Genomic DNA, 20,478 nt, shown 5'->3' on the forward strand with positions numbered 1-20,478 from the left:
CGGGCCCGCGAACGTACTGAGTTGTGCCTGCGTCTTAGGCACCAAATCTGTGTCTCAGTGTACCGATGTCCGTAAAGACGCAAACCCCTTCGGGCAAAAAATTCCTGGAAAGCCCGCCCATCGATCTTGCAAAGCTTGGCCTGCGGACGCCGAACCCGCAGGTCAGGGCGCAGGTAGTCCGTAAACCGGACTGTCACCTGAACAACTCAGCGGGCGCGCCGCAGCACCAGGACCGTCGTCTCGTCCAGGACCTGCCCGCCGGAGAACGCCTGGTGGTCCTCCTCCACGGCCTTGACCACCGCCGACGCCGGCTGCCCCGTGCACCGGGCCAGCACCTCCGTCAGCCGGCCCTCCCCGTACGCCAGCTCGGCCTGCCCCGACCTGCCGCGCGAGCCCGCCAGCCCGTCGGAGTACAGCACCAGCGTGTCGCCGAGCGCCAGGCCGACCTCTTCGGCCGGGATCTCGGCGCCGGTGTCGATGCCGAGCGGCATGCCACCGCCGGAGGTGTAGGTCACCTCGCCGTCGCCCTTCAGCACGGCGGGCGGATGGTTGCCCGCCGACGCCAGCCTGACGCGCCCGCCCCGCCGTCCCGGCGTGACGAAACCCACCGCCACCATGACGAACATGCCCGTGTCCTGCACGACGACGGCGTCGTTCAGCCGCGCGAGCACCGCCGCCGGGTCGTCCTCCCAGACGCTGAGCGTGCGCAGGCCGCCGCGCACCATCGCGGTGACCGACGCGGCCTCCTCGCCCTGGCCCACGACGCCGCCGACGGCGAAGCCCCAGCCGTCCTTCACCCGGAAGACGTCGTAGAACTCGCCGCCGATCGCGCGCGGCCCGGCGCCGGTGTGGTAGGCCGCCGACGTGTCGTACCCGGGGATCTCGGGCAGCGTGCGCGGCAGCACGCCGGTCTGCAGCGTGTCGGCCGCCTGCGACCTGTCCTGGAACGTGCGCTGCGCGCGCAGGGCCAGCCCGATGTGGGCTCCGGCGTCCTCCATCAGCGCGAGGTCGGCCAGGCCGAACGTGGGCCGCTCGCGCAGCCTCAGCAGCGTCAGGACGCCCTGGACCTCCTCGCCCGCGCTGATCGGCACGCTGAGCACCGAGCCCGCCCGCGTCGCCTGCAGGACCGGCGCGCCGTCCGGGAGGGCGCCGAGCAGCGAGTCGTCCTCGACCATCTCGTGCACCACGCCGCCGCCCGTCTCCAGCACGTGGGAGATCAGCGGCGCCGCGGTGGGCACGAGACGCTCCAGGGTGCGCACCAGGCGCGCCACCGGCTGGTTGGTGGGCCCGAGCACCAGCGCCCGCCGGGCCACGCCGTCGCGCACGACGTCGGCGAACACCCAGTCGGCGGTGTGCGTCGCCAGCAGACGGCCGGAGCGGATGAGCGCCACCGGCTGGCTGAGGCTCTCCTCGTCCAGCAGGAGGCGGGTGAGCTGCGACAACAGCTCCTGACGGCGGGCCGACGCCATGATCATCGGCTCGTCGGGCGCGGCCTCCGGCTCCTGGTCGCGGCCCGGCTCCGGCGTGCGCGCCTCCACGGGCAGCGCCACCGCGGCGATCATCTCCTGCGGCTCGCCGGCCATGCGGAGCTGGGTCAGCACGAGCTGCACGTTGTGCGCGCGTCCCTGGTGGGCCAGCCGCGTGGGGAACGCCGCCGTCTCGCCGGTGTGGAGCACGGACGTCAGGTGCGAGCGGAACGCCGCCCGCCGGGACACGTCCACCAGCAGCGGGAACGCGCGGCCGGTCAGATAGCCGTCGGGGCTGCCGAGCAGGCGGGAGGCCTCGGCGTTCACCCGCCGCACCGTTCCCGCCGAGTCCAGGACGATCACGGGCACCGGCATCGCCCGGTAGAGCGTGCGCAGCAGCTTGAGCTCGCGGTTGGCGCCGTCCTTGCCGCCGCCGCCCGGCCTGCGGCGGGACTTGCCCAGCTCGCCGAGCGCCCCCCGCAGCAGGTCACGGGCGGTGTCCAGCTCGACGAGCGCCGCGTCCAGCGTCGGCCCCGGGTCGGCGGGGTAGGCCGAACGGGCCTGGCGCAGCGACGATATGCGGGCCGTCAGGCCGCTGAGCGCCTGTTCGAGCGCGGGCAGGTCGGTGGCGTCGGTCAAGTGAGGTCCTTCGTGTGCCAAGGGGCGCGGGCGTTCCCTGCTAGACGGTACGTCAAGAAGGCGCCGTGCGACCAAGAGCATCTCACGCGGGGAATTAACCTGGGCGTTCAGGGAAGCGGAGGATCTCGATGGAGACGATGCGCATGTTCAGCCCCGCCCTCGCCCGGGACCTCGCGGCGCTCGGCCGCGTCAACGAGGGCACCTCGATCGAGAGCGTCCTGCGGGGCATCACCGGAGCCGTGGCGGTCGGGGTGCCGGGATGCGCCGGCGGCGCGGCCGAGTTGCGGCGCGACGAGCGGCTCATGTTCTCGGCCTCCCACAGCGACCTGATCGCCCTGGTCGACCGTGAGCAGGCCCTGGGCGAGGGTCCGTCGCTGGAGGCGCTGGCGACCCGCAGGAGTGTCCTGGTGCCCGACGTGCTGCTCGACACGCGCTGGCCGAGGTACGCCGCCACCGCCGTCCGGCACGGCGTGCGGGCGACGCTCGTGCTGCCGATCGCGATCGAGGACGCCACGCTGGTGCTCGGCCTGTACGCGGTGCGCCCGGGGGCGTTCACGGGCGGCTCGGCCGACCCGCTGGCCGCCCTGCTCACCGAGCACCTCACCGTGGCCCTGGCCAACATCTCCGAGTACGACGAGGTGCTGACCGACGCCGCGCAGCTGCAGGAGGCGCTCGCGGGGCGGTCGGTGATCGACCAGGCCAAGGGCATCATCATGCATGCCAGCGGATGCTCGGCCGAGGCGGCCTTCGACGAGCTGCGCCGCCTGTCGCAGCACCACCAGGTCAAGGTCGCGGACCTGGCGCGGCTGCTGGTCAGCGAGCACCAGAGCAAGCACGGCGGCGCGGCCCCGTCCTGACGGCGCCGCCGGCGACCGGCCTCAGCTCTGGAAGGCGGTCAGCGCCTCCTCCAGCGTGTCGTACAGCGGCAGCCGCTGCGCCAGCCCCGTGACCCACATCACCTTGGAGTTGGAGTACTGCACCCCGACCAGGGCGAAGTGGCCCTGCGCCGCCATCGTGCGCTGCCAGTGGTGCACGATCAGGCCGAGCGCCCGCGAGTCCATGAACGTGACGCCCGCGAGATCGAGCACCAGGTCGGGCCCGTGCTCGTCGGCGATCTCGGCCAGGCGGTCGGTGAACTGCTGGCGGGTGGTCGCGTCGAGGATGCCGCCCACCCGCACCACCGGCACGCCCTCGGCAACAGCCGAAGTAAGGGTCAGGGCCGATTCGGCCCTATCTGGAACGGTCACCACGCGCCTCCTCGCCGCTTCCTGGCGCATGGCGCCAACCCCATCGCGGGGTCATTCGCAACATTACTGTTGCCCAGGGGGTAGCAATACTCTTGATTTCTGGGGAATACTGGAGCCGAGGTCCAGCAGAGGGCCTCGTCTCGACCGTGGTACGCGAGGCGAGTCGGCTCTGCATGGGTTCAGCCGGTTCTCGCCTCGCTTGCAAGGCATACGAGGGAGCAGCAATGGCTGCCGAAGACCGCATCTTCCCCCAGACCGACGTCACCGCCGAAGACCTCCTGCGTGAGCTCGCCGAGCCCGGCACCACCGAGGAGCGCGGAGCGCGGCTGCGCGAGTTGATAGTCGAGATGCATCTTCCCATGGCGCGGGAGATCGCCCGCCGCTACCGCCACCGTGGCGAGCCCATGGAAGACCTGCTCCAGGCCGCGTACGTCGGCCTGATGAAGGCGATCAACGGGTTCGACGCCGAGCTCGGGCACAGCTTCAGAGGCTATGCCATGGTCACGATGACCGGCGAAGTCAAGCGGCACTTCCGCGACCGCACCTGGGCCGTACGGGTTCCGCGCCTCTACCAGGAGCGCCGCTCCGAGCTCAACCGGCTCGTCGCCGACTTCACCCAGGAGCTCGGACGCTTCCCCACTGTCGCCGAGCTGGCCGAGAAGATGGGCATCTCCGAGGAGGACATGCTCCTCACGATGGACGCCTCGGCCGCGTACAGCACCCTGTCGCTGGACGCCCCGATGGGCGCCGACGACGACGCCGCCGCGCTCGGGGACGTGATCCCCGACGATGACGACGAGCTGGCCACGCTGGTCGACCGCGAGGCGATGAAGCCGCTGATCGACCGGCTGCCCGACCGCGAGCGCAACATCCTGCTCCTGCGTTACTACGGCAACATGACGCAGGCCGAGATCGCCGCCGAGTTCGGCATCTCCCAGATGCACGTCTCGCGCATCCTCCGTAAGGTGCTGGACCAGCTCCGTTCGCAACTCGTCGGCGCAAGCTGATTAGGCGGCCCTTCCGAGGGCACACAAACCCGCGGAACAGGGCTTACGCGAGGGGGCACCACCTTCGCGAAGCGGTATCCCGGGGTATCTTCGTCGGAGTACGGCGCGGATGCCCCGGGCGTCGGGTGACCTAGGCTGATCGCTCTTGGAGGCGGTTATCGGGTGAACGAGGACGATATTCCTCCTCCCCGCTTCCTCGCGGACGGAAGCGGGGGGTCGTTGCTCCCGGGGGGCGTGACCGTCCGGGAGCTGACCTTCTGCGTCGCGGACCTTCCCGAGGTACGGGACTTCGCGGCGCTCCAGGCCCGCAGGGCGGGCATGGCGGAGGAGGATATCGGCGACTACCTCGTCGCCGTCAACGAGGTCGCCACCAACGCCGTCACACACGGCTCGGCCAAGGCACGGCTGCGCGTGTGGTGCGAAGGTGGCGACCTGTTCATCGACGTCCACGACACCGGGCACTGGATCATCGAGGACCAGCCCGGCATGGTCGCGCCGCACGACTACTCCACGAGCGGCATGGGCCTGTGGGTGGCGCGGAGGCTCACCAAGGAGCTGATCCTCCGCACGGGCTTGAGTGGGACAAGCCTGACAATGCGCTTCCAAATCTGACAAATCCCTCTACGTTGTGCTCGGACGGGGTACGTCCAGGAGCATGTGGCAGCGAACTCCACGCATTCTCATCGTGGGCGGCGGCCACGTCGGCATGTTCGCCGCCCTGCGCCTCCAGCGCCGCCTGCGCCGCGGCGAGGCCCGCGTCACCGTCGCCGACCTCGACTCCTACATGACCTACCAGCCCTTCCTGCCGGAAGCGGCTGCGGGGAACATCGAACCCCGGCACGTCGTCGTCTTCCTGCGCCGCGTACTGCCGAGCTGCGAGGTCCTCAGCGGCCGCGTTGAGCACGTCTACCTCGCCTCGCGAACCGCCCTGTTCCAGCCGGCCGCCGGGCCCGCGCGGGCGCTGGAGTACGACTACCTCGTGTTCGCGCCCGGCTCGATCTCCCGCACCCTGCCCATCCCGGGCCTCGCCCGGTGCGGCATCGGCTTCAAGACCCTGGAAGAGGCCATCCACCTGCGCAATCACGTCATCGCCCAGCTCGACCTCGCCGTCTCCACCACCGACGAGCGGGTACGGCGGCGGGCGCTCACCTTCGTCTTCGTGGGCGGCGGCTACGCGGGCGTCGAGGCCCTGGCCGAGCTGGAGGACATGGCGGCCGACGCCTGCCGCTACTTCCCCGGCATCGCGCGGCGGGACATGCGCTGGACGCTGGTCGAGGCCACCGACCGCATCCTGCCCGAGGTGGGCCCCGAGATGGGGGAGTGGACCGCCCAGCAGCTGCGCGGGCAGGGCATCGAGGTACGCCTCCGCACCATGCTCAGGTCCACCGTCGACCACCACGTCATCCTCAGCGACGGCGAGGAGTTCGACGCCGGCACCCTCGTGTGGACCGCCGGCGTCAAACCCCACCCGTTGTGCGCGAGCGGCGACCTGCCGCTGGACGACAAGGGCCGGGTCAAGGTCGACGCGTGCCTCACCGTCGAGGGCACCCGGTTCGCCTTCGCCGCGGGCGACTGCGCCGCCGTCCCCGACCTCACCCGGCCCGGGCAGACCACCCCGCCAAACGCCCAGCACGCCGTGCGGCAGGCCGCCCGGCTCGCCGACAACCTCGTCGCCACCCTGCGCCACGAGCCGCGCCGGCCGTACGCGCACCGCAGCGTCGGGTCGGTGGCGAGCCTCGGGCGGTACCGGGGGGTCGCCAACGTCTACGGGCACCGCCTGCGCGGGTTCCCCGCCTGGCTGCTGCACCGGGTCTACCACCTGTCGAAGGTGCCGACCCTCGACAAGAAGTCGCGCATCCTGGCCGACTGGACCATGGGCTTCTTCTTCCGGCGGGAGATCGTCCCGCTGGGCGCCATGCAGGACCCGCGGCAGGAGTTCGAGTACGCCGCCCGCACGGCCCGCCAGGAGGCCGCCGAGCGCGTCCTGGCCCAGCCGGGAACCAGGACCAGCTGAGGAACGCCTCCCGGACCCCGGACGGCGGAGGCGGTCGCATATGGGCGGGACGCAGATGAAACCGGCGCATACGAAAGGGCGCCGCCCAGGAACATAGACGGCGCCCTTTCTCCAAGGCCGCGCCACCCCAGGCCCGGAGGGGCGTACGCGGCGCCTTGCACCGCCGGGGCACGTGCGGGGGCCTCCGTCTCGGGAGGCCCGGCGTGCCCGGCGGTGGCTCAGCCGTTCGGGGGAGCCCCGCTGATCATCGAGAGCGTCGAGGCGGGCTCGCGTTCCAGCGCCACGTCCCCGAGGGAGACGATCCCCACGGGCCGGCCGTCCTCGACGACCGGCACCCTGCGGATCGCCTTCTCCCGCATGAGCCGGACGACCTCGTCGGCGTCCTCCTCCGGACGGACCGTGACCGGCTCCGAGGTGCACAGAGTGCCGAGGGGCGTCGAGTCGGCGTCCCGGGCCTCCGCGACGGCGCGGATCACGATGTCGCGGTCGGTCACCACCCCGAAGAGCCGGTCGTCCTTGAGGACCAGCACGTCCCCGATGGCCTGGTCGCGCATCAGGCGGGCGGCCTTGGACACCGCCGCGTCGGCGGGCAGGCAGACCGGCCGGTGCGTCATGACGTCCCGTACCTTCAGGTTCATCCTCGACACCCCCTTGCTCCCAGGTGCTCCATCAGGGCCGTGGCCCGGCGGACCTCCGGGGCCGTGCGGATCCGCCAGGCGGTCCGCACGGCCGGTCCGGTCCACGTCTCAGCGGTTCGGTGCTTCAGCGGCGGGTGCGGCGGTAGCCCCCGCGCCAGGAGCCGACGCTGGACGTCCCGATCCCGGCCTGGTGCAGCGCCAGCAGGCACAGCCCGAGCGCGATCAGCGCGGTGGTCGAGATCCCGATGCTCGAACCGATGAGGGCCAGCAGGAAGGCGAGCCCGAAGACGATCGCCGCGACGATGGCAAGCATGGGTTACCTCGCTTCGTGACGGGCCGGGGAACCCCCGTGCCCTGCGGTGGTGTAGGAGAGCCCCACGAGCTCGTCCAGCAGGGAGCGGTACTCGCGCAGGGCGAGCCGCAGCTGCTCGGTGTCGCCCTGGTCGCTGTTCTTCCAGCGGTCGACCAGGCCCTGCCTGCGCGCGGTGAGCGTGGCCACGGCCTCCTCGACCAGCTCGTCGGCGCGCTGGACGGCGTCCCGCGGGTCGTCCACGAATCCGGCCTGCACCTCGCGCCACCGCTGCTGGAAGTCCTCGCTCCCCGCGCCGGTGTCCTCGGAGGCATGGTCGGCATCGTGGTCGTTCCTCGTCAGGACGGGGCCGGGCTCGACCTCGGGGCCGCCGGTCGTCAGGCCGTCGGCGCCCGCCCCCTCCCCCTCGACGGGGTAGACGATCAGGTCCGACGACTCCGGCGGCTGGGCGTACTGCCCGGTCGGCACGAAGTCCAGGACGGGGTCCGGCGTATGCCGGGGCTCCGCCTCCAGCGGCGGCTCGTGGACGGGCAGGGAATCGGGGTCCCGCAGCGCGTCGTCCTGGTCCGCGGGCCGCCGGTCGGCGGCGTCCCGCGACTCGGCCGGGTCGGCGAGCTCGGTCCCGGGGGCGGCCGCGTGCGCGGGGTCGGGCGCCCCCGCCACACCGCCCGCGCGAGGCTCGTCCAGCGCCTTTCCCGGACGGTCGTAAACGGCGGTGTCCAGCTGACGCCCGTCGTCGTCCCGATCGTCCATCGAACCCTGCCCGGCGCGATCGTGGGCGGCGAGATCGTCTCCCGTCCGCTCGTTCAGGTCGGTGTGGTCATATCCACCGCGCGGGTCGTCTCCGGCGTCCGCGGCAGAGGCCCGGTCGTCCAGCGGGCGCCCGGTCTCCGGGTCGCGGAGCGGCTCGTCTGCGGCGGTGGTGTCTCGGCGATAGGGTTCCATCGCTGGTCAGCCTCCCTGGGCGTTACGGTTGGCGGTACGGCCTTCGGCCCGTCGAGCCGCGGCGTCCACGGTCTCCTGATCACGCGCGGGGGCGACGCGAGTGTCCGCGTGCTCCCGGCGCTCGCGCTCCTCACGCGCGGCGACGTCCAGCCCGTCCCCCCGGGCGGTGCCGTCGATTCGTCCTTCCCGCGCGGCGGCGTCCACGCGGTCATCGGCGTCGAGCCGGCCATCGGTGGTGCCGTCCAGCCGGTCGTCGCGGCGGGCGGCGTCCCTACGGTCTCCGGCCCGGCCGCCGGTCGTGTCCTCCAGCAGCTCCTCGAACAGGGCGCGGTAGTGCACCATGGCCTGGCGCAGCTCCTCGGTCGAGGCCTCCTGCCGCGCCGCGCGGCTGCTGATCTCGTGGGCCTTGCGGTAGTGGTCCAGCGTCGGCCCGTGGGCGACGGACAGGTCGGACACCTGCTGCTCGAACCCCTCGGTCGGGTACCCGCGGTCCGCCATGACGGCGGTCACCAGGTGGTCCGCCTCGGTGACGGCGAAGCCGGGAGCGTCCACGAAGCGCTCCTGGACCTCCGTCCACTTCTTGGCGTAGGTGGAGCGGGTCTCCGGGGCAAGCGGCCTGATGTCCAGCTCGGCGTGGCGCTGCTCCCTTTCGCGCAGTTCCTGCTCCGCCTCACGACGGCTCTCGCGCTCGCGCAGCGTGCGCTCGTATTCTGGGCCGAAGCGTTCTTGGAGCCGGCGCCTGCGCTGCTGCTGCGCCACGAGGTAGCCGACGGCCAGGATCGCCACCACCACGGCTACAACGACGGCCACCCAGGTGATGGTCATGTCTGCCTCCGGGTTTGTCTGCGTTTGTAACCCCCCGACTGCCCACGACAAGCCCCCCAAAACAGCTCCAACCCTCACCCCCGCGCCGTCACCTCCGAAAACCCCTACCTGGCCGCACCCGACAACGGATGAGATCTGCACACCTCGCCCCGCGACCACCTTCAGGGCATGGAGGCCGCCACGCACGCGGGCACCACGCCCCTCGTCCCGGGAGGGGACCCGGGCCACCCGGACCGCCCTATCTACGAAGGCCCAGAGCTTACGAACTCACTGAGCATCGGAAGGCTTGGTGGTCGTCCCGCTGCCGGACTCTCCCAGGGCTCGCAACGCCTCGTTGAGCACGGCCTCGATATGGGACGTCCCCTCCACAGGCCGCTCGTAAAACCCGTCTTCATAGCTGTAGCCCACGTCCAGGCCGCTCTCAGCGAGCCTCCGCGCCCACCTGAGCGCCGTATTGACCTTCGCCTGCGGAACGTGGGCGCCCTGCGCGATGGCCGACAGGTTCCGGAGGTTGGTCGCCGGCCCGGTCTGGTTGTGCACCCGGTTCAGCTTCCACGGAAGCGCCCGCCCGTGATCGAGCATCGGCTTGGCCAGTCCGGCCGTCCGCTTCGCCTGCAGGATGCCCGACTCCGTCACCCCGAAGTGCGCGGCCAACTCGGCGTTCGACCGCCCCGTGGCGACGAGCCGCCGCAACTCCTCACGATCTATGTGAGCCTTCCGCCCCATACGCCCATCCCGCCCTCTCCACGCCCGCGACGTTCCCCCGCCCCCATGATCCCGCTCAAGCCAGGCCTCCACCATCCCGCACCCCCAGCCCCACAAGCCATCCGAAGCCCCGCCCCCACCGCCTCGCGTACGCACGACCCCTAGATCTGCGCTAAGGTTGTTCTCGCTCGCCAAGGCGAGCAACGGGACGTAGCGCAGCTTGGTAGCGCACTTGACTGGGGGTCAAGGGGTCGCAGGTTCAAATCCTGTCGTCCCGACCAGGTAGTGCCTGGTCGGCAAGGGTGTCACGAGATCACGTGGCACCCTTTCTCGTTCCCCGGGGTGACCGACCTCCGACGTCCGCGCGGCGGCCCGGCTCCAGTCAAATGCGGCTGATCCCTGGATCGCATGGAACATCCGCCGTACAAATCATGATCTTTCCGATAGGAAGGCGTCGTGACTAACGATCAACGGCATGGCAGTCGATGGCAGGGCCGCTCGCGTATGACCCGTCCAGTAGAGATCCTTGTGCGCGCCCTGGCGGTCGGAGCGGGATTCGGCGCGGCAACGTCCCTCGTGAACGCTCTCTCCAACAGCTACGCCGACCTTGAAAGCCGTGCCTATACCACCAGCGGGTGGTCAATCGCGGAAATCATGAGCGTGCTGCTCGACTCCGGCTGGGCTTGGGCGGGTTTGGCCGTCGCAGTGGGGTGGCTGGTCACACACGCCGGGGAGAGCCGTCCCACAGCACTGGCGCAAGGCGGTGCTGCCGCTGGTGCACTGGCCCTGCTTGCGGCCACAGCCGCCTACAGCATCGTGGACACCATCCGAAGCGGCGGGCAGTTCCCCTGGTACGAGTCCGAACCGCCCCTGTGGTGGGTCGCCGGTGTCGTCTTCGGAGCGCCCTTGGGTGCCGTTGGTGCATGCGTCAAGCGATCCGGAGCGATCGGTTTGCTCGCGAGATTGACCGTGCCGGTCGGCGCCGCCGTACAGATGGTCGTGCTCCCGCCCGGCAGGAACGAGGTGATCGAGACCATAGGGAAGACGATCGTATGGACGGCGGCTGCCGCGAGTATCGGCTTCATCGTCGTTCGCTTCCTCCTCGTGGAGCGACGTCGGCGCTCTCTGGCAGCTGCGGAGTCGCCGTAAAAGGAGTGGAGCGCGTCCGCAACTCTTCGCCCCAGACGACGAAGCGGCCCACCCCGAAGGGACGGGCCGCCCTGATGACATAGAGAAAATGGTCCGCACGGCGGCCCGCGGTGCGGTTCCGCCCTTCGTGGGGGTATGGGTGGCGGGAGTGGTCAGCCGGCGGCGTGATCGGTTCGGGCGCGGGTCTGGGCGAGCCGGTAGGAGTCGGTGCCGGTCTCGAGGATGGTCCCGCCGAAAGTGAGGCGGTCGACGATAGCGGCGCAAAGGCGTGGGTCGGTGAAGGTCTTGGCCCAGCCGCTGAAGGCTTCGTTGGAGGCGATGGCCAGGCTGTTCTTCTCCTCGCGCTCGGTCAGCACCTGAAACAGCAGTTCGGCGCCGCGTCGGTCCAGTTCCATGTAGCCGAGCTCGTCGATGCGGAGGAGGTCGACGCGGCCGTAGCGGGCGATGGTCTTGTTGAGCTGCTCTGCTCACCGGTGCGCGGTGCCGCTGTAGTACAGCGTGACGGTGCCGTACGCCTGGCCGGCCTTCGCGCCCTTCGTCAGGGGATAGGTGGCCACCTTGGGGTACGAATGTCCGCAGGAGCCCTGGGGTAGGGCCTGCGCGGGACCGGCGGACACCAACGTGAGGGCGGCCGCCGTGGCTAAGGTCATAGCGGCCGCGAGCCATCGAGTGATCTTCAAGATTCTCGCCTGACTGTCCAGGAGAGGGTTGCCGGCCATCCCTGACGAGCACGTTCGGGCGGTCACGCCAGCATGGCCGCCTTTGGAGGAAGACGCGCGCTGCGGGTATTGGAGTCGTCCGGGGCGGAGACCGGGGGGTAGTTCCGGCGTCCGGTGAGTTCGTGACCTCCTCCGGTCTTCGCTGACCGCGGCCGGGTCAGGGGTGTGGCCGTGCCGTGCCCAGCACGTGGCCGAAACGGCGGAAGCCGAAGTGCCGGATGTCGCCGATGGCGAACCCCGCCCGTTCGATGGAGGCGATGACGTCGCGGGCGAGGTGGCAGCCGCCGGACAGACGAGACCAAAGGGGCGTGACCACCTGCTCGGCCGCGGCGACGAGAGGGCTGGCCGACCGCTGGTGCTCACAGAACCGCAGGGAGCCTCCGGGGCGCAGGATCCGGCGTATCTCCGCGAGCGTGGCCGCCGGGCTGGGCACCTGGCAGAGCACCAGCGAGCAGACCACGGCGTCACAGGACGAGTCCGCCATCGGAAGCCTTTCCGGGACGCCGTCGAGGACCCTTACCGCTACGGGCGCTCGCGCCGCGACCGCCTCGGCGGCCGCGCGCAGGAAAGGGTCCGTGTCGACCAGGATGATCTCGTCCACGGTGTCCGGGTAGCAAGTGATCTTGACACCGTCGCCCGCGCCGATCTCCAGTACGCGCCCGGCCAGGCCGGTCATCAGCTGGGCTCGTTGCGGAGTGGGGCGCACGGAGCCGTCGCCCCGTCTGCCGACCGGACGGGGATGGTGGAACTGCTCCATCCCCAGTCCGACCCCCGCCCCGCCGCGGGTGGCCGCGCCGCGCTCGATGTTCCGCACTGCCATGTCCCCTCCCGGGGTTCGTCTCCTACTGTCGGGCACGGCCGGTCGGGGGGCAGGTGGAATCCATACGCGGCCGGACGGGAACCGCTCGGATTCCTTCAGGAAAGGCGGCTTCAAGCCCATCAAACTGCGCGTTAGCGGGGGAAAATCAGCGTCGATACGACATCCATACGGGAAAACGACGCGTCTTGACACGTCCCATATGCCGCCCGTCCGCGCGGCGGACCACACAGTGGCCGGTGTGGTCCGAGTGGTCAGAAGGGGCCACGCCGCGGTGCGGGCCGGCTCGATGTACGGGGTCGCCTGGAAATCAGCCGCTGGACGTCTCGTGTCGTGGCACGGGTCGCTCGAACGGGTAATCGATAAGCAGGAGCTGCCTGGCACGGTACGCCGATCGGCGTCAGCGGTGGACGGCGTCCGAGGTGTCCTCTTCGTGCAGGAAGCCGCCGGACTGGTGGTGCCACAGGCGGGCGTACGCCCCTTGGGCCTGAAGGAGTTCGCGGTGGTCGCCCTGTTCCACGATGCGCCCCTGGTCGAGGACGACCAGGCGGTCCATACGGACGACCGTGCTCAGCCGGTGCGCGACCACGAGCGCGGTACGGTCGCGCATCAGGGCCCACAGGGCTTCCTGGACGAGGATCTCGCTTTCGGAGTCCAGCGCGCTCGTGGCCTCGTCCAGCAGGAGGATCGGCGCGTCGCGCAAGATGGCGCGGGCGAGGGCGACGCGCTGCCGCTGGCCGCCGGAGAGTTTGACGCCGCGCTCCCCGACCAGCGTGTCGAAGCCGTGCGGCAGAGCCTCGGCGAACTCCGTGACGTGCGCCGCCCGCGCGGCCTGGCGGATCTCGGCGTCGGTGGCGCCCGGCCGGGCGAAGGCGATGTTGTCGCGCAACGACCGGTGGAACATCGCGGGCTCCTGGGGGACGTACGCGATCAGGCTGCGCAGGTCGGCCTGGCGGAGCGAGGCGATGTCCTGTCCGCCGATCAGGATCCGGCCGCCCTGGATGTCCATGAGGCGGAGCAGCAGCCGGGTGAGGGTGGTCTTGCCGCTCCCGGACCGGCCGACCAGGCCGATCTTGGTACCGGCGGAGATGTACAGGTCCAGGCCGTCGAACAGGAGCGGATTGCCGGCGTGCGCGAACGCCACCCGCTCGAACCGGACGCCGGCGTCGACGGGGCGCAGAGGTAGCGGGTCGTCCGGGTCTGCCACGCCCGGCGGCGTGAGGAGAAGCTCGGTGAACTGGGCGGACTCGGTGAGCACGCTCTCCATGCGGCGGTAGATCTGGTTGAACTCGAACATGATGTTGATGGCGTTCGAGTAGTAGGTGAACGTCACCACGATCGCCTCCAAACCCAGGCCACCGCGGAGCGCGACGGCGAGGAGCAGGCCGACGGTGCTGGTGAGGACCGACAGCGGTGCGACGATGGTGTCCACCCGGAGGTTGCTGTAGTCCCAGGAACGCAGCGTCAGCCTGCGCTGCTCGGCGAGCCGGACCCGGTGCTCGGCCTCCTCGCGACCCTCCGCGGCGAACGCGCGGACCGTATCCATGTTGGCCAGCACGTCGGCGACGTGCCCGGACACCCGTACCTTGGCGGCCTCACGCTGGTCCACGAGCCTCTGGCGACGGCGGATGAGCGGGACGGCGAGGAAGCCGGTGACGACGATGAGGCCCACCAGCACGAACACCAGCAGCGGGTGATACCGCCACAGCACCACCGAGGCGAACCCCAGCGGCACCACCTTGGCGAGGATCGAGAACGTGAGCGTGTCCGTGAAACCCTCGAACCCGCCGGAGAAGCTCAGCACCCGCTTGGTGAGCGAACCGGCGAAGTTGTCGTGGAAGAACGCGGCGTCCTTGGCCAGCAACTCGCCCATGCCCGTCGCGGCGAGCCGCTCCATGCCCCGGGCCTCCGTACGGTTCACGAAGTGCAGAGCCAACCGCCACAGCACCTCGCCCGTGAGCAGCAGCGCACCGAAGCCGAGCACGTACGGCATGAGCGCGGTGACGGTGTCGTCCCCGCCATCGGAGAGACGCCCGACGAGCCCGCCGACCGCCAGCGGCGCCAGGTAGAACAGGCAGATGTTCCCCAACGCCGGCAAGGTCAGCGCGGGCACCGCGACCCGCCACTGATTCAGTAACTCCCCGCTGTAGTACCGCAGCGTCAGCAGCACGGCCGACCTTCGCGCGGAGGGTTCGTCTCCGGGGGAACCGAGTAATCCGAGCACAGCCACCCGCCCCTCTGAATACCCACGGCCATGGCCATGGTGACGCAGAGTGGGCGGTAGGAGCCAACGATTTTCCGGCCCGGCGACCGGGATACCCGTTGGGGCCCGCAACACCAAGGGCAGTGGTGTCCGGTGCTCCACCAGGCCGGAGTCGGCGGCGAGCACGCCGAGACGAGGCCGAGGAACTTGTACGGCGAGCACGCGAAGAAGTCGGCGCCCAGCGCCGCGATGTCGACCAGGCTGTGCGGGGTCAGGAGGACCCCGTCCTCCGGGCGGTCCTGGGCGGACTCGGTGGGAGCGGGCCGCTCGGCGGGCTGCGCCAGGCCACGCCGTTAGGAGGTTCGACTCGGCGGACGCGAACTCGGCCCGGGAACCATCGGCTATCGGGACAACCGGCGGTGGTGGGAGCCCCTCAAGGCCGGTCCGGGCGGGCACGTGCCGCAGCCCGCCGGCGGTACACCGCCATGAGCGGGCCCGGCCGCCCGCGGCCGCTCAGCTGTCCGTCCGCCGCAGCCCGTCGCGGAACTGCATGAGCATGCGGGCCGCCCGCTTGGGGTCGGCGTTCTCCGTCACCCAGCCGATCGCGGCGGCCGCCGTGAACAGGTCCTCGGGGTCCACGTCGGCGCGCACCTGGCGGGCCTCCTGGGCTCTGACGAGCAGGCGTGTGGCGGCACTGATCATCGCCGTGGAGGTGGCGTGCAGCTCCGACTCCTCCGAGTGCAGCGCCGTCAGCACCGATCGGGGCAGCCCGCACCAGGTGGCCGAGCGTGCCGAGAACCGCTCGAGCCACGCGGTCAGCGCGTCTATCGGCGACTCCGCGTCGAGCGACTCGTCCGCGGCCGCCCGCAGGCTCTCCAGGCCGTCGCGGAGCGCGGCCTCCAGCAATGCCTCACGTGTCGGGAAGTGTCGGTACAACAGCACGTGGATGGCTTTGGCGAGTCGACCGACCCCGCGTGGGCTGACGCGGACTTTGTGCAGGACGCGCCGGTACTTGAGCTGGGCGTCGGCGCGTTCGCCGGGCCCGCGAAGCCGGGCATGAGCCCGGTTGGCGTCCTTCTGCGAGTCGGGTTTGTTCTTGCCCTTGACCCTGCCGGCTAACTGGGTTCAGACAGCGAGGGTCTGGTCGAGGTACCGGTGCGGTTAAGGGGGTGTCCGTTCCACCAGGCATCTAGTCGGGTGAGGTTGAGAGCAGTAGCTGAGATGACGTGTTCGAGTTGGACCTTGCGGAGTCCGCCGATACCGATCCGCCCGGTCCGGCGCCTCCAGAACCTGTTCCACCCAGCCGGGCGCTGCAGTCGCGAGGGCTTCCAAAGCGGCCCGCACACATTCCAGCCAGCTCCACCCGGTTCAGGTCCCGCACCGTAACCAGCAGGGGTCGCCCTTGTACGGCGTGATCTACCGCTCCGGCCGCGCCGAACTCGACGTCGTCTTCCGGCCGACGAGGCGTGATCGGGCCGTCATTCGCCTCCCACCGGAACGGGAGCAGACCCGGTAGTTCCGCGGTCATCGCTGGGCTGCCGAGGAGATGACGCGGGGATGGCGTTGTCGATGAGGACGGCGGCGATGGCGGCGGCGGTGGGGAAGGCGTCGGCGTTGAGAACCCGGGTCCGGGCCGCGGCGCCGTCGATGAGGAGCGCGAGCTGCTCGCCGAGCTGTTCAGGCTCGGCGGCGCCGGCTTCCCGGGCGGTGTCGGCGAGCCGCGCGGCGACGGCTTTCTTGTAGTCGCGCGCGTACTGGGATGCGGGGTGCTGGGGGTCGTGGAGTTCGACGGCGGCGCCGATGTAGGGGCACAGGGGGGTGGCGGGAGGGATGTCGAAGGCGGCGAGGAGCCGTTCGCGGGGCGTGAGGTCGGTGCGGTCGAACACGCCGGACAGAACGGAGGGGTCGAACCGGCGCAGGTACTCGGCGACGAGTTCGTCCTTGCCGGTGAAGTGCTGGTAGGCCGTGCGCTTGGACACCTGGGCCGCCGCGCAAAGCTGGTCCATGCCGGTGCGGTTGATGCCCTGCTCGCGGAACAGCTGCTGGGACGCGCTGAGGATGCGCTCGCGGGCGCCCCGGCCGCGGCGGCGGCCCTGGGGGCCCTTCTCGAGCTCCGTCATGGGCCCATGTTACCCCAACTGGGTAACGACCGGTGTACATAGTTTGCGCCCCGGCGGCCCGCGCCGTACCGTAAGCACACAGAGCGGTGTACATAACATCGTCGTCCCAGGTGCGTACGGCACCACCGACCCAAAGGAGCGACCATGGGAAAGCTTGACGGCAAGGTAGCGGTCATCACTGGCGGCACTACCGGCATGGCGCTGGCCGGCGCGAAGCTGTTCGTCGACGAAGGAGCGCGCGTCTTCATCACCGGCCGCCGCCAGGACGCCCTGGACGAGGCCGTGAAGCAGATCGGCCGCAACGTCACCGGCGTCCAGGGCGACGCCGCCGACCTGGACGACCTGGACCGCCTGTACGACACCGTCAAGCGGGAGAAGGGCAGCCTCGACGTACTGTGGGCCAGCGCCGGCGGCGGCGAGCCCGCCCCGCTCGGTGAGATCACCGAGGCCCAGTTCGACACCTGGTTCGGGCTCAACGCCCGGGGCACCCTGTTCACCGTCCAGAAGGCCCTCCCGCTCTTCAACGACGGCGGCTCCATCCTCATGACCGGCTCCAACGCCTCCCTCGGCGCCTTCCCCGGCTGGAGCCTCTACGCCGGCAGCAAGGTCGTCCAGCAGGCCTGGGCCCGCGTCTGGCTCAACGAACTGCGCGACCGCAAGATCCGGGTCAACGTCCTGACCCCCGGCCAGGTCGCCACCGCCAAACAGGAAGAACTGTTCGACGAGGCCACCAAGGCCGCATTCGAGTCCCTCATCCCCCGCGGAAAGATGGGCCGCCCCGAAGAAATCGCCACCGTCGCCCTATTCCTCGCCTCCGACGACTCCAGCTACGTCAACGGCCTGGAACTGGTCACCGACGGCGGCACCACCGCCATCTGAACCACACACCAGGAATGCCGCGGGCACGCCCACAACAACCCAATCTACCGGCGGAAGACGACGAGCCGGAGGTGCCGGGAAAGGCGCGGCAGTTGGCCCAGAAACGTCACGGCCGACGCCCTGCGCCTGACCCAGCACGAACGAGACAGAGCGACACCTTGAGAACAGGAAAAGAGGACACCTCATGAGCAGCATCACCCTCATCGGTACGGGCAACATGGCCCGTACCATCGGCACGCTCGCGGTGGCGGGCGGCAACACCGTCGAGGTCATGGGACGCGATCAGTCCAAGGCTGATGACCTGGCGAAGGCTCTGGGCGGCGGCACGACGACGGGCAAGTGGGGCGCCGTCCCGGCCGGGGACTTCGTCATCACGGCCCTGTTGTACGACGGTGTCGTTCCGGTCGTCGCCGAGTACGGAGACGCCCTCGCGGGCAAGGTCATCGTCGACATCAGCAACCCCTTCAACGCCACGTTCGACGGACTGGCCCACAGCGAGGAGACCTCGATCGCGCAGGAAGTCACCAAGGTGGCCCCGGCCAGCGCCAGCGTGGTGAAGGCATTCAACACCATCTTTCGTAATGTCCTGGAGAAGGGCCGGCCCAACGTCTTCATCGCTGGCGACAATGCGCAGGCCAAGGCGGGCGTGGCGGCATTCATCCAGAGCCTCGGGCTGCGCTCGCTCGACGTGGGCGGCCTGAAAATGGCGCACTGGCTGGAAGGAGTGGGCGTGGTCACGGTGGGCCTTGCCGGCAACGGGGTCGGCCACTGGGACTTCGCCCTCGGCGTCGACGAATTTACCGGCTGAGCCCCCGGGGCCGAGCAGTCGGCGAACAGGGAGCCGTGCGCCCTGACAATGGTTGATGGAGCACCGACTCGCTGATGTCGGATATCAATGAGCCTTTTCATCCTCAGTAGATCGGGTTCTCGGCGTATCACCTACGGCCCGGCCGAGATCGGAGACAAGGGACAGGTCGGCTCGCCGTCCGTGCTGGTGGCCATGGCCGGTCAAGCGCGGGCACCGCGACTCGCCACCGGTTCAGTAGCTCCCCGCTGTAGTACCGCAGCCTCGGCAGCACGGCCGAGCTTCGCGCACCTCTGAACACCCACGGCCATGGCCATGGCGACGCGGAGTGGGGTAGGAGCCAACCATTGTCCGGCGCGGATATCAGTCGAAAGCTCCGTTCGTCGCATGGAACCATGTGCGCATGAAGAGCGGCACGAGATGGCTTCGGCGGCTCGTCGGAGGTGAGGACGTCTCCGATGACGCGACGGTGGACTTCATCCAGGGGCTCGTGCGCGCGAGCGCCCGAGGTGGCCGTGCAGCCCTCGACGACCTCGCCGGAGCCTTGTTCGGTGTCGTTTCCGACGCACACCTCGCCGAGCGCGTTCTCGACGTCCTGACCGAAGCGGGGCCGGGACTCTGGATCCCGCTCGATTCGGCGATGCGTCCCCCGATGTACGGCTCCCGCGACCCGCGCATCATGCCGGCGCCCGCCGTGCGCCGCATGAGAACCCCGCTCGCGGTCGCGCTGGCCGCCTGCAGCCGCGATGGTCGCGAGCGCGAGGAAGCGGTCGGGCATCCGCTCATGACCACGGACGAACGGCTGTTTCCGCTGCTGGCGGTCCGAACCGCGGACTGGGCCGACGCCGTGCGGAGCCAGGCCCTGCGGCTCCTGTCGGAGGTGGTCGCCCGGCCCGGAGGGGCGGCCCTGCGGACGGTCGTCCCGGTGGCGGTGAGGCTGGGAGATCGGCGACGCGGGCGTCCCGCCATCGAACTGGTACGCCAGGCCCTGCTCCGCGCCGACGACGACACGCTGAGCGCCGCACGGCGATGCGAGGACCTGCGCGGGCGGCGATTCGCCTTCGAGGTTTCGCTGCAGGGCGGACGGATGGACGAGCGGCGGCTCGCCGCGGCGGCGCGTCGGGAGCCCGACATCGTCTCCCGTACCCGATGCGCCGAGGCGCTGGCCGCGCGGGCGATCGCCGGCAACCGGCCCGAGCTCATGGAGGAACTCCTGGACGTCACTTCGGCGCGGGTCCGCGTCGAAGCGCTCACCGCCCTGGTACGGCTGGGCCGCACCGACTTCGGGCCGCGGTTCCTGGGAGACGACGCCTCCATGATGCGCCTGACCGCGCAGTGGGCGGTCCGCCGGGCGGGCGGTGACCCGGCCGAGCTCTACCGGCGGTACCTGGCGGCCCCTGCCGGCCGGGATTCGCGTGGGCTCCTGGCCGGACTCGGTGACTGCGGCACGCGCGCCCACGCCGACCTGGTTCTTCCCTTCGTTCGTGACCCGAGACCGCGCGTCCGGGCGGAGGCGGTGCGCACGCTTCGCCGTCTGGGCGCGCGGGTCGACGTCGCCGAGATGCTGGAGGATCCCGCCCCCGTGGTGGTCCGCGACGTGGTCAAGACCCTGCGGGCCTCGGGACCGGGCGTGCCGGTCGAGCGGCTGTGGGCGCTGCTCGGTGAAGCCCATCCCCGTCATGTACGGCAGGCCGCTCATCGGCTGCTCGCCGACCACGGTGGCTGGACCCGGGTCAGGGCGGACCTGCTCCTCGCCGTGGACCCCGACGACGCTCTGAGCCTGAGTGCCCGCACCGATCTGGACCTGTGGTGCTCACGTGAACTGCCGGGCGCCTATCCGGCCTGCCCGGCCGGGCTCCTGGGCGAGCTGGAGGACCTGTTGTCCGCGGCGGAGCGGGCGGTGGGCGCGCGGAACGCTCGCCTGCTGCGCTGGGTGATCAGGGCCGGCGGATGACGCGGTCCGCGGGAGTCTTGGACATGCATCTGACCG

General features: G+C 70.6%; 20 protein-coding genes, 1 tRNA gene and 2 pseudogenes. 9 read left to right on the forward strand and 14 right to left on the reverse strand.

From position 1 onward, the window contains the following. Positions 1-206: 206 nt before the first annotated feature. Positions 207-2,105 (reverse strand): SpoIIE family protein phosphatase, encoded by a 1,899-nt coding sequence (locus DQ384_RS01330; RefSeq protein WP_114026780.1) that lies wholly within the window; start codon positions 2,103-2,105, stop codon positions 207-209. A gap of 128 nt (positions 2,106-2,233) precedes the next feature. On the opposite strand from DQ384_RS01330, the gene DQ384_RS01335 reads away from it, so the two are divergent. Next, a complete protein-coding gene (locus DQ384_RS01335) occupies positions 2,234-2,962 on the forward strand; it encodes an ANTAR domain-containing response regulator (RefSeq protein ID WP_245966173.1) in 729 nt (242 codons plus the stop codon). 21 nt (positions 2,963-2,983) lie between these two features. Here DQ384_RS01335 and DQ384_RS01340 read toward each other — a convergent pair whose 3' ends face one another. Then, positions 2,984-3,352: an STAS domain-containing protein gene (locus tag DQ384_RS01340; protein ID WP_245966174.1), complete on the reverse strand. Its 369-nt coding sequence runs from the start codon at positions 3,350-3,352 to the stop codon at positions 2,984-2,986. Between the two features lie 224 nt (positions 3,353-3,576). Here DQ384_RS01340 and DQ384_RS01345 point away from each other — a divergent pair, with 224 nt between their 5' ends. From DQ384_RS01345 to DQ384_RS01355, 3 genes are all read left to right on the forward strand, one after another. Then, positions 3,577-4,359 (forward strand): SigB/SigF/SigG family RNA polymerase sigma factor, encoded by a 783-nt coding sequence (locus DQ384_RS01345; RefSeq protein ID WP_114026782.1) that lies wholly within the window; start codon positions 3,577-3,579, stop codon positions 4,357-4,359. Between the two features lie 162 nt (positions 4,360-4,521). Further along, entirely contained in the window at positions 4,522-4,971 is a 450-nt protein-coding gene (locus DQ384_RS01350; RefSeq protein WP_114026783.1) for an ATP-binding protein, read from the forward strand. Between the two features lie 43 nt (positions 4,972-5,014). Next, positions 5,015-6,373, forward strand: a complete 1,359-nt coding sequence (locus tag DQ384_RS01355; protein WP_114026784.1) for an NAD(P)/FAD-dependent oxidoreductase — start codon at positions 5,015-5,017, stop codon at positions 6,371-6,373. Between the two features lie 218 nt (positions 6,374-6,591). On the opposite strand, the gene DQ384_RS01360 is transcribed toward DQ384_RS01355, so the two are convergent. The 5 genes from DQ384_RS01360 to DQ384_RS01380 form a co-directional block, all read right to left on the reverse strand. Continuing rightward, the gene (locus DQ384_RS01360) at positions 6,592-7,011 is read right to left on the reverse strand and encodes a CBS domain-containing protein (RefSeq protein ID WP_114026785.1); all 420 of its coding nucleotides are present in this window, start codon (positions 7,009-7,011) and stop codon (positions 6,592-6,594) included. Positions 7,012-7,135: 124 nt separating this feature from the next. Continuing rightward, complete coding sequence (locus tag DQ384_RS01365; protein ID WP_114026786.1) at positions 7,136-7,324, reverse strand: hypothetical protein; 189 nt, start codon at positions 7,322-7,324, stop codon at positions 7,136-7,138. A 3-nt stretch (positions 7,325-7,327) separates the two neighbouring features. Next, positions 7,328-8,266, reverse strand: coding sequence for a hypothetical protein (locus DQ384_RS01370; protein ID WP_114026787.1), 939 nt, complete (start codon positions 8,264-8,266; stop codon positions 7,328-7,330). A gap of 6 nt (positions 8,267-8,272) precedes the next feature. Further along, positions 8,273-9,091: a hypothetical protein gene (locus tag DQ384_RS42620; protein ID WP_245966175.1), complete on the reverse strand. Its 819-nt coding sequence runs from the start codon at positions 9,089-9,091 to the stop codon at positions 8,273-8,275. A 267-nt stretch (positions 9,092-9,358) separates the two neighbouring features. Continuing rightward, a complete protein-coding gene (locus DQ384_RS01380; protein ID WP_245966176.1) occupies positions 9,359-9,784 on the reverse strand; it encodes a hypothetical protein in 426 nt (141 codons plus the stop codon). Between the two features lie 216 nt (positions 9,785-10,000). On the opposite strand from DQ384_RS01380, the gene DQ384_RS01385 reads away from it, so the two are divergent. Further along, positions 10,001-10,077, forward strand: a tRNA-Pro gene (locus tag DQ384_RS01385). Positions 10,078-10,252: 175 nt separating this feature from the next. Further along, positions 10,253-10,945 carry a hypothetical protein gene (locus tag DQ384_RS01390; protein WP_114026789.1) on the forward strand — a complete coding sequence of 231 codons (693 nt, stop codon included), beginning with the start codon at positions 10,253-10,255 and terminating at the stop codon, positions 10,943-10,945. A 152-nt stretch (positions 10,946-11,097) separates the two neighbouring features. Here DQ384_RS01390 and DQ384_RS01395 read toward each other — a convergent pair. From DQ384_RS01395 to DQ384_RS01425, 7 genes and pseudogenes are all read right to left on the reverse strand, one after another. After that, a pseudogene (locus DQ384_RS01395) lies at positions 11,098-11,409 on the reverse strand (ATP-binding protein); the annotation flags it as partial. A 3-nt stretch (positions 11,410-11,412) separates the two neighbouring features. Then, entirely contained in the window at positions 11,413-11,595 is a 183-nt protein-coding gene (locus tag DQ384_RS40870; protein ID WP_181870959.1) for a hypothetical protein, read from the reverse strand. 226 nt (positions 11,596-11,821) lie between these two features. After that, entirely contained in the window at positions 11,822-12,484 is a 663-nt protein-coding gene (locus tag DQ384_RS01405; protein WP_181870960.1) for a class I SAM-dependent methyltransferase, read from the reverse strand. A gap of 397 nt (positions 12,485-12,881) precedes the next feature. Continuing rightward, positions 12,882-14,651 carry an ABC transporter ATP-binding protein gene (locus tag DQ384_RS01410; protein WP_114026791.1) on the reverse strand — a complete coding sequence of 590 codons (1,770 nt, stop codon included), beginning with the start codon at positions 14,649-14,651 and terminating at the stop codon, positions 12,882-12,884. 546 nt (positions 14,652-15,197) lie between these two features. Then, positions 15,198-15,620, reverse strand: coding sequence for a TetR/AcrR family transcriptional regulator (locus DQ384_RS40875; protein WP_342769353.1), 423 nt, complete (start codon positions 15,618-15,620; stop codon positions 15,198-15,200). Beyond that, positions 15,621-15,788, reverse strand: a pseudogene (locus DQ384_RS01415) (IS5/IS1182 family transposase); the annotation flags it as partial. It lies immediately after the preceding gene. Positions 15,789-16,162: 374 nt separating this feature from the next. Beyond that, positions 16,163-16,804 carry a TetR/AcrR family transcriptional regulator gene (locus DQ384_RS01425; protein ID WP_114026793.1) on the reverse strand — a complete coding sequence of 214 codons (642 nt, stop codon included), beginning with the start codon at positions 16,802-16,804 and terminating at the stop codon, positions 16,163-16,165. A gap of 144 nt (positions 16,805-16,948) precedes the next feature. Between DQ384_RS01425 and DQ384_RS01430 the strand changes: the two genes are divergently transcribed. The 3 genes from DQ384_RS01430 (at position 16,949) to DQ384_RS01440 (ending at position 20,442) form a co-directional block, all read left to right on the forward strand. After that, entirely contained in the window at positions 16,949-17,683 is a 735-nt protein-coding gene (locus DQ384_RS01430; RefSeq protein WP_114026794.1) for an SDR family NAD(P)-dependent oxidoreductase, read from the forward strand. A 184-nt stretch (positions 17,684-17,867) separates the two neighbouring features. Next, complete coding sequence (locus DQ384_RS01435) at positions 17,868-18,491, forward strand: NADPH-dependent F420 reductase (RefSeq protein WP_114026795.1); 624 nt, start codon at positions 17,868-17,870, stop codon at positions 18,489-18,491. A 400-nt stretch (positions 18,492-18,891) separates the two neighbouring features. Then, positions 18,892-20,442, forward strand: a complete 1,551-nt coding sequence (locus DQ384_RS01440) for a HEAT repeat domain-containing protein (RefSeq protein WP_114026796.1) — start codon at positions 18,892-18,894, stop codon at positions 20,440-20,442. Positions 20,443-20,478 lie beyond the last annotated feature (36 nt).

The sequence above is a fragment of the Sphaerisporangium album genome, assembly GCF_003323745.1.
GTDB lineage: Bacteria > Actinomycetota > Actinomycetes > Streptosporangiales > Streptosporangiaceae > Sphaerisporangium > Sphaerisporangium album.